This window comes from Glutamicibacter nicotianae (genome assembly GCF_006539525.1).
Classification (GTDB): domain Bacteria; phylum Actinomycetota; class Actinomycetes; order Actinomycetales; family Micrococcaceae; genus Glutamicibacter; species Glutamicibacter nicotianae.
Genome location: NZ_BJNE01000011.1, coordinates 42,653 through 58,281, shown reverse-complemented (window position 1 = coordinate 58,281; position 15,629 = coordinate 42,653). Strand labels below are relative to the sequence as shown.

Annotated in this window: 8 protein-coding genes; 5 read left to right on the top strand and 3 right to left on the bottom strand. The window is 61.1% G+C overall.

What is annotated here, in order from left to right; translation table 11 throughout:
- Positions 1-159: 159 nt before the first annotated feature.
- Positions 160-2,268, top strand: a complete 2,109-nt coding sequence (locus tag ANI01nite_RS12480) for a DNA gyrase/topoisomerase IV subunit B (RefSeq protein ID WP_066144392.1) — start codon at positions 160-162, stop codon at positions 2,266-2,268.
- A 72-nt stretch (positions 2,269-2,340) separates the two neighbouring features.
- Here the strand turns inward: ANI01nite_RS12480 and ANI01nite_RS12475 are convergent, their stop codons facing one another.
- Together ANI01nite_RS12475 and ANI01nite_RS12470 are read right to left on the bottom strand one after the other, a co-directional pair.
- Positions 2,341-3,303, bottom strand: coding sequence for a M56 family metallopeptidase (locus tag ANI01nite_RS12475; RefSeq protein ID WP_141358355.1), 963 nt, complete (start codon positions 3,301-3,303; stop codon positions 2,341-2,343).
- Positions 3,304-3,326: 23 nt separating this feature from the next.
- Positions 3,327-3,698 carry a BlaI/MecI/CopY family transcriptional regulator gene (locus ANI01nite_RS12470; RefSeq protein WP_066144398.1) on the bottom strand — a complete coding sequence of 124 codons (372 nt, stop codon included), beginning with the start codon at positions 3,696-3,698 and terminating at the stop codon, positions 3,327-3,329.
- Positions 3,699-4,097: 399 nt separating this feature from the next.
- Here ANI01nite_RS12470 and ANI01nite_RS12465 point away from each other — a divergent pair, with 399 nt between their 5' ends.
- From ANI01nite_RS12465 to cydC, 3 genes are read left to right on the top strand one after another with little or no spacing between them, the layout of a single operon-like run.
- Entirely contained in the window at positions 4,098-5,696 is a 1,599-nt protein-coding gene (locus tag ANI01nite_RS12465; RefSeq protein ID WP_141358353.1) for a cytochrome ubiquinol oxidase subunit I, read from the top strand.
- Positions 5,697-5,720: 24 nt separating this feature from the next.
- A complete protein-coding gene (gene cydB / locus ANI01nite_RS12460; protein WP_038991874.1) occupies positions 5,721-6,746 on the top strand; it encodes a cytochrome d ubiquinol oxidase subunit II in 1,026 nt (341 codons plus the stop codon).
- A gap of 26 nt (positions 6,747-6,772) precedes the next feature.
- Positions 6,773-10,102, top strand: a complete 3,330-nt coding sequence (gene cydC / locus ANI01nite_RS12455) for a thiol reductant ABC exporter subunit CydC (protein ID WP_141358351.1) — start codon at positions 6,773-6,775, stop codon at positions 10,100-10,102.
- 86 nt (positions 10,103-10,188) lie between these two features.
- Here cydC and ANI01nite_RS12450 read toward each other — a convergent pair whose 3' ends face one another.
- On the bottom strand, positions 10,189-12,822 hold the full coding sequence (locus tag ANI01nite_RS12450; protein WP_141358349.1) for a DNA gyrase/topoisomerase IV subunit A: 2,634 nt from the start codon (positions 12,820-12,822) through the stop codon (positions 10,189-10,191).
- Positions 12,823-12,920: 98 nt separating this feature from the next.
- On the opposite strand from ANI01nite_RS12450, the gene ANI01nite_RS12445 reads away from it, so the two are divergent.
- A complete protein-coding gene (locus tag ANI01nite_RS12445; RefSeq protein ID WP_141358347.1) occupies positions 12,921-15,581 on the top strand; it encodes a bifunctional acetate--CoA ligase family protein/GNAT family N-acetyltransferase in 2,661 nt (886 codons plus the stop codon).
- The last annotated feature ends 48 nt before the right edge of the window (positions 15,582-15,629 follow it).

The following is a 15,629-nucleotide window of genomic DNA, read 5'->3' as shown; positions in this document are numbered from 1 at the left end:
AATTGGCTGTTCTTTCGCTCACCGCGTAGCGCATGTGGATAAGCTCATACCTGCCCGGCGTGCCCGCCAGCACCGGAAAATAGCGGGTATTCGAACACATTAACGATTAGAATATGAAGCAAGACGTACTTTCTCATGCAAGTAGGAGACAACAGCTCAGTGGCTTCATCCGACAATTACAGTGCCCGGCACCTTTCCGTATTGGAAGGCCTGGAAGCAGTTCGTAAGCGACCAGGCATGTACATCGGCTCCACCGACTCCCGTGGCTTGATGCATTGCCTCTGGGAGATCATCGATAACTCTGTTGACGAGGCGTTAGGCGGGTTTGGGCAGGCCATTGATGTCATCTTGCACTCTGACGGCTCGGTCGAAGTCCAAGACGATGGCCGTGGCATCCCCGTGGATGTTGAACCCAAGACTGGGCTGAGCGGTTTGGAAGTCGTCTTCACCAAACTGCACGCCGGTGGCAAGTTCGGCGGTGGCTCCTACAGCGCATCCGGCGGCCTGCACGGCGTGGGTGCCTCAGTAGTAAATGCTCTGTCGGCCCGCTTGGACGTGGAAGTTGACCGCGGCGGCAAAACCTACGGCTTGCAGTTCCGTCGTGGCGAACCAGGCAAATTTACCGATAAGGGACGCAAGAAAGCCGATGCGGCGTTCAAGGCCCATGAGACCGCAACGCCTCCGGGAATTATCGGCAAAGCCAAACGCGGCGTAACCGGAACGCGCATTCGATACTGGGCCGACAGCCATATCTTCACCCCGGATGCGAAATTCTCCTATAAGGAATTGCAGGATCGCGCCCGCCAAACCTCCTTCCTGGTCCCGGGGCTGCGCATCACCCTGCGTGATGAACGCGGACTGCCGGACACTCCGGGCGCAGACGGACCTCATGAGGAAGTGTTCCAGCACGACGGCGGCATTAGCGAATTCGTTGACTACCTGAGCAGCGATTCACCGGTTACCGACATCTGGCGCTTCCACGGCAGCGGTTCCTTCCATGAAAAGGTTCCGGTCATCGACAGCAACGGCCGCAGCCATATTGAAGATGTGCAGCGTGTCTGCGAAGTGGACGTGGCGGTCCGCTGGGGGATCGGCTACGAAACCACGCTGCGCAGCTTCGTCAATATTATTGCGACACCCAAGGGCGGTACGCATACCGCAGGCTTCGAGCAGGCCCTGCTCAAGTCCTTCCGCAAGAATATCGAGGCCAACGCGCGCAAGCTCAAGTTCGGCCAGAAGGACAAGCTGGAAAAGGACGACGTTCTGGCCGGCCTGACTGCCGTGCTGACCGTCCGATTGGCCGAGCCCCAGTTCGAGGGCCAGACCAAGGAAATTTTGGGCACCCCACAAGTGCGCCAGATTGTTTCCAAGGTGCTGGAAAAGGCGCTCAATGATCGTCTGGGCTCCAGCAAACGCAACGAAAAGGCTGAAGCCTCCACGCTGATGGAGAAGGTCGTCAACGAGATGAAGTCTCGTGTGTCGGCACGCATGCATAAGGAAACCCAGCGTCGCAAGACGGCTTTGGAATCCTCGTCGCTGCCAACCAAACTGCTTGATTGCCGGAGCAAGGAAGTCGGCAAATCCGAACTGTTCATCGTCGAGGGCGACAGCGCATTGGGCACTGCCCGACTTGCACGCTCCAGCGAGTACCAGGCGTTGTTGCCGATTCGTGGCAAGATCCTCAATGTGCAAAAGGCGTCGATCTCGGACATGCTCTCCAATGCTGAGTGCGCAGCGATGATCCAGGTGATAGGTGCTGGTTCGGGCCGCAGCTTCGACATCGAGCAAGCGCGATACGGCAAGATTATCCTGATGACCGATGCTGACGTTGACGGTGCGCACATTCGCACCCTGCTGCTGACGCTGTTCTATCGCTATATGCGTCCGATGATTGAGCACGGTCGCGTCTATGCGGCGGTCCCGCCGTTGCACCGCATCGAGGTAATTAATCCGGGCGCCAAGCAGAACGAAGTCATCTACACCTACTCTGAGACGGAAATGACCAAGCTGCTGGCCAGCTTGGAGAAGGAAGGCCGACGCTACAAGGAGCCGATCCAGCGCTATAAGGGCCTGGGCGAGATGGATGCAGACCAGCTGGCTGAAACCACCATGGATCCACGCCATCGCATGCTGCGCCGTGTTGGCATCGAGCATGCGCAGGCAGCCGAAGAAGTCTTCGACCTGCTGATGGGCTCGGATGTGGCACCGCGCAAGAAGTTCATCATCGACGGCGCCGACGATCTTGAACGGGAACGCATCGACGTTTAGAACCGCAGATGCAACGACGTCCTTGAGCTCCACTGGGGTTCAAGGACGTCGTTGCATGGGATCGAGCGGGTGCTACCAGTCCAGCAGCCGTGGCGCTATGAGCAGAACTGTCGGGCAGACCATCAGCATGATGGTGCTCAGCAGCACCAGTGCCCGTTGCGGGCGGCTCAGCGGATCTTGCGGGGAGAGCAAGCGCTTGAGCCTGCGGGATGATACTTCGCCATCGGGCATGCCAACCAGACCGGCGCTAGAGGCATGAGGCGTTGACGAGCGGTCATCCATGGTCGCTGCGGTGGCCACAGTGACGATGGCTTTGAGCAGCGTCTGCCGATTGGCCTTTTCCAGCGCTTTGTCGTCGGCCAGCATTTCGATCAGTTGGCGCACTGCATCGAGTCCAAGCCGTGAGGTCGGCAGCCAGGGCAACGCTTCGTGCCAGGCCGTGAAGGCCAGGATTAGCAAATCATGCCGTTGATCCAAATGGGAGCGTTCATGGGCGATGACCGCCTGCTGCTCTTGAGCCGAAAGCTGGGTGAGCAATCCCCGTGACAGCACGGTCACCGACTGCGAGATGCCGGGCACGCAGTATGCCACGGGCATATCATGATCGATCACCAAGGTGTTCGCGCTCGTCTGCGAGGGGTTGCTCAACAGGCGAAGTAGCTGTCGGTGCTTGGCTCGTTGGCGGGAGGTGCGCCAAGCAGCGCGCATGAGGGTCAATACCAGGTGGAAACCGAAGAGCAGAGCTGTGCTCAAGGCGAAGAGGTGCACGATGCCGGGGTAGGGCACACTCGTGTCTCCTGTCAGTAGGAGCCATCCACCATGCAGCGCGGAGATCAGATCATCGCCCAGTGGGTCCAAGCCCCAGACAAGCATTGAGCCGATCATGGAAAGGCCACCGCCTAAAGCAATGGCTTGCCACAGGAGTACCGCTTGCACTGGTGAGCGCGCGGTCCAATTCGCCTTGGATAAAGCCAACGGCGTCGGCCACGCCAATGCGATAGCCAACGCCGCTAGGAAATATGAGGTGAGAAGCACTCAGTCCCCGAAGTTCATCTAAATTATGCGGACTTTACTGAGTCCAAGATAGCACGCAGGGAAGCTGCTTCGTCGGGGGAGATGCCTCCAATGAATCGTGCCAAGACTGCTTCACGGTCCTGGGCGGTGCCCAGTGCGTCGTTGAGCAGTCCAACGGTGTGATCCTCACGGGAGGATGAAGCTGCGTATCGGTGAGGGCGGGTAGTGCGCTCGCGCTCCACCAGACCCTTCTTCTCGAGACGTGCTAGCACGGTCAGCACCGTCGTTACTGCGAGTTCTTTCGCGTCGGTGCCAAGCGCCGCCAAATCATCACGAAGGTCATTCGCGGTGAGTGGTTCTGCGGAATCCCACAGAAGATCCATGACGGAGCGTTCCAGATCGCCAAGGCTGGCCACTAGGTCGTACCTCACTTGCATTAGTTCTAACGCGGTTGCTTGCACTCAGCGAGAGCATGCAGACTGCTTGGGCTCTTAATTGTAGCCATCTTTCCAAAATATTTCTACGGAGCGTAAAAGAGATGGGTGAGTACAGGCTTTAGCAGTTTCGCTGCGCGTTATGCGAATGTCCCGGGTGAAACTTGTTGACTTGGGTTTTTTAAGAGCCGTAGACACAACCCTGTCAATAGGCTTAGTATTTGCGCTCGCGCCCGCGGTGTTGAAATTTGCAGCCGGCGAAACCTGCTAATCCCGTCGATTTCTACAAGCTGTCGAAATCATCTATTCTGTCCTTGGAGGTCTTTTCTACGAAACGTAGAAAAGCGGTTTACATTCCATCCCACGATAGTTGAGGAATCCATGGATGCTCTAGAGATTGCCCGCTGGCAATTCGGCATTACGACGGTCTACCACTTCTTGATGGTGCCCCTGACCATTGGACTGGGCTTGACCGTGGCCACATTGCAAACCATGTGGCATCGCACCGGCAACGAACACTGGCTGCGAATGACAAAATTCTGGGGAAAGCTTTTCCTCATCAACTTCATCATGGGCGTTGCCACGGGCATCGTCCAAGAGTTCCAATTCGGCATGGCCTGGAGCGAATACAGCCGCTATGTTGGCGACGTTTTCGGTGCGCCGTTGGCCATGGAAGCCCTGCTGGCTTTCTTCGTGGAATCCACCTTCCTGGGGCTCTGGATCTTCGGCTGGAAGAAGCTACCCAAGCGTGTCCACCTGGCAACGATCTGGTGCGCTTCCTTGGCGACGATCCTTTCGGCCTACTTCATCCTCGTTGCGAACTCGTGGATGCAGCACCCGGTCGGAACGAAATTAGTTGACGGCCGTGCCGTGATGACCGACGCATGGGCGGTGTTCACCAACAACACTGCGCTCGTGACCTTCCCGCACACCATCTTCGGCGCCTTCGCCGTTGCCGGCGGCTTCTTGCTGGGCATCTCCTGGTTCCACCTCTACCGCCGCCGCAAGGAAGGCATCGACACCGTGGATGCCAACGGATATGTAGTCGTGGGTGAAGACCCAAACCGCGGCAAGAACCGCGACAAGACCGACTACCAGGTCTGGATTAAGTCACTGCGCATCGGTGCTTCGGTAGCCATGGTCGCCTTTCTCGGTGTTGCTCTGAGCGGGCACGAGCAAGCAAAGCTGATGTTCGAACAGCAGCCGATGAAAATGGCAGCGGCAGAGGCAGCTTGCCATGATGGTACCGGCTTCTCCGTGCTGTCGTTGGGCGATATCACCGCCCAAGGCGCAACCAACTGCGACAACGTCGTAGCTGTCTTCGAAATTCCGGGCATTCTCTCGTACCTGGCCAACGGAGATTTCACCACCGAAATCAAGGGCGTGAATACCCTGATTCCGGAATACCAGGAAAAATACGGCAAGTACTATCCAAGCGATGAGTCCTTCGGCCAGTACGCGGGCCAGGAAATCAACTACCTGCCCGTGATGGAAGTGACCTACTGGGGCTTCCGCTTGATGATCACTCTGGGCGGACTCTCGGCACTGGCAGCCGGTGTCGCGCTGTGGATCACCCGCAAGGGCACCGTCCCGGAAAGCAAATGGCTTTCGAGACTGGCGGTATTGGGCATCGCCGCACCCTTCGGCGCCAACGCCACTGGCTGGATTTTCACCGAAATGGGCAGGCAGCCGTTCACCGTTGCGCCTAACCCGCAGATGGGCGGGGTGGACCAGGTGTTCATGTATACCGCGGCCTCGGTCTCTCCGACCGTCACTGCAGGAGAAATGCTGTTCTCGCTGATCTCGCTCACTGCAATCTATGGCGTGCTGCTGGTTGTGGAACTGGTCCTGCTCACTCGCTACATCCGAGGCGGCGTGGCATCGGCAATGCCGGAGCTCGAAGCGGCAGATCATTCGTCATCCGGAGGCCCTAAGGGGCCTGACAACGATGATGACGACGTACTGGCATTCGCCTACTAGCGGAACGGACGAAGGAGAATTTCAATGGATTGGCTTCCAACACTTTGGTTCGTTGTGATAGCGCTGCTCTGGTGCGGCTATCTCTTCCTTGAAGGCTTCGACCTCGGGGTCGGCATGCTCATCGGGCTTGGACGTTCCACTGAGAAACGCAAGCGCCTCTTGCTGAATACCATTGGCCCGGTCTGGGACGGCAACGAAGTGTGGCTGCTGACCGCCGGTGGCGCGACCTTCGCCGCCTTCCCGCACTGGTACGCCTCGCTGTTCTCGGCACTCTACATTCCGTTGACCATTGTCCTGGTGGCATTGATCTTCCGTGCTGTGGCCATCGAATACCGGGGCAAGGCGATCACCGCCGCAACCCGGAAAGCATGGGATCTGGCCTTGGGCCTCGGATCGTTGGTCGCTGCCTTCGGCGTCGGAGCCATGCTGGCGTTGACCACCTTGGGGTTGCCCTTGAATGAGAACGGGGACCGGATCGGCGGAGCCTTCGCCTGGCTGAATTGGCATGCCATTCTCGGTGGCGTAGCGGTGGTGGCGTTCTGCTGGATCCATGCATTGGCTTTCCTGCGGTTGAAAACCGACGGTGCGGTCCGCCACGAAGCAGGCAAGCTCGTAGGCCGCTGGCTGCCGGTAGCAATCCTGCCCCTGGTTGCGTGGGCACTGCTGGTGCTGCTGGATAACGACTCCGGCATCGCATGGGCAGTGATGGGCCTGGCGGTCATCGCCCTGGCTGCATCGATGATCAGCGGACGCGCTGGACGCGAAGGAGTTTCCTTCATCGCGCTGGGAGTCACCCTGTTGGCCGGAGTTGCCGCGATCTTCACCGCCGCTTACCCGGTGGTGCTGCCGTCGACCATTGACCCGGCCTTCGATCTCACCGTGGCCAACGCGTCAAGCACGGCCTACACCTTGAAGCTCATGAGCATCGTCGCTGCCTTTGGCGTGCCGATGGTCCTGGCCTACCAGGCGTGGAGCTACTGGGTATTCCGCAAGCGCTTGCGCGAAGAGCATATTCCCGACACCCATCGTGTCGTCTCGATCATCAAGTAACTGCGTTTTCGACGGAAAGAGTAGCAATGCCAACCCCGCGATTCCTGCCGCGTGAACTGATCACGCCACGACAATTCCTGGTCTTGGCGCTGTACTCAGCGCTCAAGGTCGCGGGGCTGGTCCTCGTCGCCTACGCCCTGGGCCAATGGATCGCCACCATGGCCGCGGGGGGCGCCAATGAACCGCAGTTGCTGGTCCTGGCATTAGCCGGGGCCGCGCTTCGAGCACTCAGCGCGTGGGGCTTGAATGCAGGAGCCCGGCGCATGGGCCTGGGTGCAAAGGAACGCTTGCGGTTGAACCTGGTCCGCAGGCAAGCGGCGCAGCCGGCTATCGCCCCCGCAGCGGAACAGCAGTCCATACCGGTCACCGCGACCCTGGCCAGCCATGGCCTGGAGAAGCTAGATGACTACTTCACCAAATTCATCCCTGCGTTCATTGGCGCGGTGGCCGTACCGCTGCTGCTTGGCATCTTCATCCTCCAGCTGGACTGGATCAGCGCGGTGGTGCTGGTCCTGACCATCCCGCTGGTCCCGGTGTTCATGGCGCTGATCGGCCTGCACACCCAGGACACCCTCAATGAATCCCAAGCCACCCTCGACCGGCTTGCCCATCAGCTCTACGAACTGGCCCAGGGCCTGCCGGCGCTGCTGGGACTTGGCCGGGCTCGCGCCCATGGCAACGCCATCGCGGCAGTGAGCAACAAGTACCGGGCGGCCACCATGGCCAACCTGAAGACCGTCTTCATGTCCAGCTTCTGGCTGGAACTGATCTCGACCCTCTCGGTGGCGGTCCTCGCGGTAATGATCGGCGTGAGGCTGGTCGGCGGAAATATGGATCTCGCCTCCGGGCTGATCATCCTGATCCTGGCACCAGAGCTGTTCTCCGCACTGCGCGAAGTGGGCTCCGCCTATCATGCGGCCGATGACGGGCTGGCCGCCTACCAGAAGTACACGGCCCTCACCGCACCCATCCCGGCCCATCAGCTGCGGGCTGGCACCGCAAATAATCCGCAGAACCTCCTGGAAGTCTCGGATCTGCAGTTCAGCTACGATGGCGAGCATCCAATCCACCACGCCGTGGATATCCAATTGCGTGCCGGCGAACGGCTCGTGCTGTCCACGGCAAGCGGCACGGGCAAGAGCACGCTGCTCAAGCTGATCGCCGAGGCGCACAGCAGCGACAACACCTTCGACCCGGCTCTCGCTAGCGGACGGATCTTCGTTGCCGGCCAGCTGGCCATGATCAGCCAGCATCCTGCATTCAACGCAATGACAGGCAGCGAACAACTTGACCAGGATGCCCCGGCAGCACCTGCAGAATTGCGCGAAGAGCTCAGCACCCGGCTGTCGCTGCACACCATGCTCGACCGCCCAATTGGAGAATACTCGCCCGGAGAGCTGCGCCGACTGGAAGTCCTGCGTGCACTGCTGCGGATCCATAGCGACGATGACTGCACCGTGCTGCTGGCCGACGAGCCCACCGCGCACCTTGACGAGGCCAACGCCCGGGCAGTGCGCGAACTGCTGGGCGAATTGCCTGCCCGCTGCGCCATGCTGCTCGCCAGCCACGACCCAGCCTTTGGCCAGAGCCAGAATCCGGGACAAGCCGCCGAAGCTGCCGATGCCGCGGCGCACGGGCAGACCATGGGCCACCAGCAGCCAGATGCCGCGCAGACCCAGCCGGAGGCAACTGCCCCAGGGCCGGGGAACTCCCGGTTCAATCCGACGCGCGATTTGCTCATGGGCTACAAGGCCGCCCCGAAAGCGGTGCTTTGGGGGACCGCCAGCGTGCTGTGCGCCGTGGCGCTCGCGGCGCTGAGCGGATGGCTGATCGTTGAATCCAGCTATCAGCCAGCCATTCTCCACCTGACCGTAGCTTTCGTCATGGTCCGCACCCTCGGCATCGGGCGAGCGGTCTTCCGCTACCTGGAACAACTGGCAATCCACGACGCGGTCCTGGCCTACGCTGCTGATCTGCGCGAGAAGATGTGGAACGCCATGGTGGCCAACCCGGCACGATGGGGCCTGCTCAGCCGTTCCTCGGTCATCCTGCGATTCCTGCTGGCTGAGGTGGATGAACTGCGCGACCTGTTGGCCCGCGTGCTGTTCCCGCCACTGCAGGCCATCGCACTGTGGATGGCGGCTGCTGCGGCCCTGGGCATTATCCAGCCGGAGTTCGGCTATCTTGCCTTTGGTGCGTTCGGGGTGCTGGTCTTCCCGGTTCGTTGGCTTGTCCAGCGCATCGAAGGCGAGCACTTCGTGCTCCAGCTGCGCCACCGGATGCAGATGAACCAGAGCGTGCTGGGAATCTTGCGGCACAAGACCGCGCTGCGCAGCAACCAGGCGCTGGAACGAATCCTGGGCCGATTCCAAGAGGACGAAACCCGCAATACGCAACAATCTCGCCGGCATGCGTTAGGACAAGGTAGCGCCACTGCCTTGGCCACGCTGACCAGCGTGCTGCTTGCCATCGCCATCACCGCGTTGTCGCACAGCAGCGCATCCCATACAGCGCTCGCCGTGCTCTTGAGCCTGGCGTTGGGGGAGAGCGCTGGAAATGCCTTGCTCGCGGTGCAGCAGGGGCGGGCACTGAGAGAACTGTCATCGAAGCTGGCCGAACGCGGCATGCACAGCGGCCCGGCACCAGCAACGCAGGACAATCGCCCAGCGGGACCGAGCAAGATTGCCGGCTACGAAGCGCAAGCACTCAGCCTCGGTTACGACGATGGCCCATTGGTAGTGGAGAATCTGAGCGCCCGCATTCCCGCGGGTCAGTGGACGGCCATTACCGGCCCTTCGGGCTCAGGCAAATCCACATTGCTTACCGCATTGCTCGGTGCGTTGCCCGCGCACTCGGGATGGCTGAAGGGAATCGATGCCCAGGGCAACCTGCTGGATCTGCAGCGGGCAGAATTGTCGTCGGTGGCGTGGTGCCCGCAAGAAGCGCACCTGTTCGACTCGTCGATTCGCCGGAACCTGATGCTGGGAGTCGATGACGACCATCAGCGCAGCGATGCCCAGCTGGAAGAGTCCTTGGCGCAGGTCGGGCTCGCGGACTGGCTGGCGGCCCAGCCCGAAGGCCTCGAAACACGCATCGGATCCGGCGGGCACCAGCTTTCTGGCGGACAGCGCTGCAAGCTTGCCGTAGCCCGTGCCTTGGCAGGCGGCCACCAGGTCATCCTGCTCGATGAACCCACGGCCCACCTCGGCGTCGATGAGGCCCGAGGGCTGCTTTCGACTTTGCGTCAGGCCCTTGCCGGGCGAACCGTCGTCATGATCACCCATGACCAGCAGCTCGCCGAGCAGTGCACCCACCGCATTGAACTCGGCAGCCGGAAGCCGGCCGTCTGCGTATAGACCGGCGGCGCCGTGCCCGCAGTGGAATGCAAGGGGGATACGGCGCCGCGTTCAATTCTGGCGCTGACGGCTTAGCGCATTTCGGTTCAGAGGATTACGCCGCCGTCATCAAAAGGCAGCGCATCTTCTCCCGGCGTGATGGCGGGAGCTGGCTTGGCCTTGGCCGGTTCGGGAATCAACGCTTCCTGTGCTGCGGCTGGGATGGGTTCCTGGGCAGCGGGTGCCGCCGGAGCTTCGTCTCCTCCGCTGATGGCTCCGCCAATGATGTTCACTGATTGGGCCAACGGGGCTCCCGAACCATCGCGTTTGCCGTATTCGGTAGGCAATGCACGCACCACACCCGCCGTGGAACTGGCGCGTGCCGGGCCCTGGCCGGCATAAGCCAGCTGCAGGTGGTCCTCGCCCTTGACGAAACGGTGCGCCCGCACGCCCGCGGTGGCGCGGCCCTTGGCCGGGAACTCGGAGAAATCGGTGAGCTTCACCGACTGGCCCGACGTCCCAGGAAGGGTTTGCGAACCGGCAGCGATGGTGGCTACCACGGCGTCGCTGGCACCGGCAGGGACCACTCCGAAGAAAATCACCTGGTCGTCGGCAGCGAGCTTGATGCCCGCCATGCCTTGGCCGGTGCGGCCCTGGGCGCGCACGGCCGAAGCGCTGAAACGCAGCAACTGCGCGTTCTTGGTCATGAACACCAGCTCGTCGGCGTCTTCGGCCGGTGCCGCGGCAATCACCACGTCCTTGTCCTTGAGCGTAATCGCCTCGAACTCGTCACGGTTCAGCGGGTAGTCAGGGCTCACGCGCTTGACCACGCCGTTCTGCGTGCCAATGGCAAGGACCCGGTTCAGCGGAACCAGCGCCACCGCGCTTTCGCCCTTGCCCAGCTTAAGGAATTCGGAGATCGGCACGCCATGGGCCAGCTGCGGGAAGCCGTGGGACTCGGGGAGCACCGGAACATCGATCAGCGAGATGCGGATAATGCGGCCGGCAGATGTCAGGGCGCCGATTTCTCCGCGGGCGCTGGAGGCGACCTGCGAGGTGAGCACATCATGCTTGATGCGCGCCGCGGCGTAATCCACGGCCTGCCGATCGGGGGTCCGGGCGATCTGCCCGGTGGCAGAGAGCAGAACCCAGCATGGGGTATCGGATACTTCCATCGCCAGCTTGGCCTTCTTGCCGGTTCCGACTTCTTCGGGCAGCGCGGTGCCCTTCAGCGGTGCCAGCTGGGCAGACTTCAGCAGCTTGGTCCGGCGCGGTGTGCCGAAGGTCTCGGCCATTTCACCGAGTTCGTTGGAAACCACGGTGCGCAGCAGCTCGTCGGACTCCAGGATGGCGCGCAATTCCTCGATTTCGTTGCGCAGCTGCTCGGCCTCGGTTTCAAGCTCCAGCTTGGAGAACTTGGTCAGCTGGCGCAGCCTCAGTTCCAGGATGTGGCTGGCCTGCGGTTCGCTCAGGTCGAAGACCGTCATCAGGCGTTCGCGTGCTTCAGCGGTCTGCTCGGAAGAACGGATGATGGCAATGACATCGTCAATATCAACGATGGCAATGAGCAGGCCCTCAACCAGGTGCAGGCGGTTCTCGCGCTTGGCCAGGCGGTGCACGGTGCGGCGGCGTACTACATCTATCCGATGGTCCACATACACGGTCAGCAGCTCACGCAGCCCCATGGTGCGCGGCTGGCCATCGACCAGGGCAACGTTGTTGATGCCGAAGGAATCTTCCATCGGGGTGTACTTGTACAGGCTGGCAAGCACGGCGTTCGGGTTGAAACCGTTCTTCAGCTCGATGACCAGCTTCAGGCCGTGATGCCGGTCGGTCAGGTCCACGACATCGGAAATGCCGGAGATCTTCTTGCTGTTGACACCATCCTTGATTTTCTCGATGACCTTTTCAGGACCCACGCCATATGGCAGTTCGGTGACCACGAGGCCCGACTTGCGTGCTGAAATCTTCTCCATGATCACCGTGGCCCGGGTGCGGAACAATCCGCGACCGGTGCGGTAGGCATCCTTGATGCCGTCCAAGCCGATGATGCTGCCACCTGACGGCAGATCCGGGCCCGGAATGAACTTCATGAGCTCTTCGACGGTGGCTTCAGGTTCCTTGAGCAGGTGCTGCGCAGCGGCGACAACTTCGCCCAGATTGTGCGGAGCCATATTGGTGGCCATGCCCACGGCAATGCCGGTGGTGCCATTGACCAGTAGGTTCGGGAACGCAGAGGGCAGCACTTCTGGCTGCATGAACTGGTTGTCGTAGTTCGGCACGAAGTTGACGACGTCTTCATCCAGATTTGCGGTCATCGCGACTGCAGAAGCTGCCAGGCGGGCCTCCGTGTAGCGCGGGGCTGCTGGTCCGTCATCGAGCGAACCGAAGTTGCCATGGCCGTCGATCAGCGGAAGCCGCAGCGAGAAATCCTGGGCCAAACGGACCATGGCGTCGTAGATTGCGGTGTCGCCATGCGGATGCAGCTTGCCCATGACCTCGCCGACCACGCGGGCCGACTTGACGTGGCCCTTCTCGGGGCGCAAGCCCATCTGGGCCATTTGGAACAGGATGCGCCGCTGAACCGGCTTCAGGCCGTCTCGGGCGTCGGGAAGCGCACGGGAGTAGATGACAGAGTAGGCGTACTCCAAGAAGGATGATTCCATTTCATTGGTGACGTCTATATCGACGATATTTTCAACGAAATCCGCTGGAATCTCTTCAGACTTCTTAGGAGCCATTACTCTGTTCGTCCTTCATCTACTGTCTTAGGGCCGGAAGTGCCGAATCTTCGTGTTGCATCTGGGCGCAACGCCGAACTGCCGACTATCCTAAGCCTATGGTGGATCGTAAACTTTCGGCGGCATATCCGGCGCATTGGGAAGCAGATGTTGTGCTTCGCGACGGGACAACAGCGCACCTGCGGCCAATCACCCCGCAGGATTCCCAAGCGCTCCAGGACATGCACAAGCAGCAGTCCGAGACGTCAGTCTACCTACGCTATTTTACGTACAAGTCGTCGCTGACCCCCAAAGAGCTGGAGCGATTCACGAATGTGGACCATGTGAATCGCGTCGCCTTTACAGTGGTTCGTGGCGCAAGGATCATCGGTGTCGGCCGCTACGATCGCTTGGATGATCCGCGGGAAGCCGAAGTAGCTTTCAACGTCTCGGACGAGTACCAGGGAACTGGGATCGGCTCGATCCTGTTGGAGCACCTGGCCGCGGCGGCCCGTGAAAACGACATTGAGAAATTCTCAGCCGAGGTGCTTCCGGAGAACCGCAAGATGCTCACTGTCTTCTCCGATGCGGGCTACGCCGTCGCCCGCCATTTCGAAGATGGCGTGGTGATGCTCGAATTTTCCATCAGCCCCACCGAGAAGTCCCGCGAAGTGACCGAGGCGAGAGAGCACCGCGCCGAAGCGAGCAGCGTGGCAGCGCTGCTGGCGCCCAAGTCGGTGGCAGTGATCGGTGCCAGCCGCACCTGGGGCAAGCTCGGGCACGACGTGCTGGAGCAAATTATCGAATCCGGGTACACCGGTGCGGTCTATGCGGTGAACGATGCGGCCTTGGAAGTCGGCGGCATGGTGGCCTACGGAAAGGTCACCGAAATTCCAGGACCGGTGGATGTCGCCGTACTGTGCATTCCGCGTGAGGGGGTCAAGGACGCCATTGCCGACTGCGCCGCCCACGGGGTGAAGTCCCTGGTCATCATGACCACAGGATACGAAACCCTTGAAGGGCTGGGCGCACAGCGCGAACTTGTGGCGCTGGCTCGTGCCAACGGCATGCGCGTAGTCGGGCCGGGATCGGCCGGGTTGATGAATACCGACCCGCAGGTGAAGCTGTATGCCACTGGGAGCCAGCATGTCCCGGCCGCAGGAAACGTAGGATTCTTCACCCAATCGGCGGCCATGGGCACGATCATCCAGGGCGTCGCCCTGCAGCAGGGGGTAGGCCCCAGCAGCGCCATTTCCGCCGGCCTGCGCGCTGATGTTTCCGGCAACGACGCCATGCAGTTCTTCGAGGACGACCCGCGGACCCATGTGGTGGCGCTGTACCTGGAATCCTTCGGCAACCCGCGCAAATTCGCGCGCATCGCTCGGCGCCTGGCCCGCAGCAAGCCGGTAATCGTGGCCAAGTCCGACGTGATGGGCCGTCGCCTTCCACCCGGCCATTCTGTGCGCGTAGGGCAGGCAGCACCGGGGGCAATGAACGCAATTCTTCGCCAGTCCGGCGTGATCCGCGTCCGCTCCGCCGAAGAGCTCCTGGATGTCACCTCCCTGCTTTCAGTCTTCCCTCCGCCCAAGGGCCCGAACGTCGCGATCCTGTCCAATTCCTTGACCATCGCCGAGGTGGTGTGCGATGTCGCTGAAGACCGGAACCTGAACACCGTGGTGGAAGGCGAAGAGCTGGACTACAGCATCGGCCAGTCAAAGGCCATACCCGTGCTGCGCGCCCGGATCCAGGAACTGGTGGATGACCCGGAAGTCCACGCAATCCTGTTGGCGCACCTGCCCTACTCGGAGCTGGATACCCGTGCGGTGCTCAAGGTCGCCAAGGAGTTCATAGGCCAGCCGAAACCGGTGGTGGCCCTGGTTCCGGGGCTGGCGGATACGAAGATTACCGGAGGCCTCAAGCAGGGAATTCCGGTGTATACGTCGCCCACCACGGTCATCGGCGCCTTGGCCAAGGCCTATGGATACCAGCAGTGGGTGGACGTTCCCTACGAGCCGATGAGAGACCCGGAAGGAATCGATGTCGAAGGCGCGGCAGAGTACCTTGACGAGTTGGTGAAGACCATTTCGGGGACCAACCTGCTGGAATTGAACGACGAGCAGGTGCAGAAGCTGCTGGACTTCTACGGGATCAAGTTCCTGTCCCACCGGGTGGTGCACAGCGCAGAGGAAGCTGTCGCAGCGGCCGACGAGCTCGGCTGGCCGGTCGCGTTGAAAGCCAACGACCCCGATCTGCGGCAACGCCTGGACCTGGGCGGCGTGCGCTTGAGCATCCCGGACAAGCAGAGCCTGGAAGCGAACTTCGCCCACATGAAGTCGCTGATGGCCGCATACGGCGTGGACTCCCTGGATGTGCAGAGCATGGCGCCAGCCGGGCAGGCTTGCGTTGTCAAGGCCATGGAGGACCCGTTGCTGGGTCCGGTTATTTCCTTCGGGCTCAGCGGCGATCCGGTCAACCTGCTCGATGACTGGGCCCACGGCGTGGCGCCGTTCTCCACCCATGACCTGGAACAGCTCATCCGCCGTCCGCGCAGCAGCGTGCGTCTATTCGGCTACCAGGGATTGCCGGCAGTGGATCTGGAGGCCTTGAAAGACTTCATCACCCGTGTCTCGCTCTTCAAGGACAACCATCCTGAAGTGACAGTTGCCAAATTCGCGCCGATCACTGTTGCCACAGATTCGCTGAGTGTGCTGGCAGTGAGCATCCAGATCAGCAACGCAGAGCAGCGCACGGATAGCGTCCGCCGTGCGCTGCGCAGCTGAGTGCAAACGCCGAAACGTGAATTGCCGGTGGCGACTGAGTAGAATTGG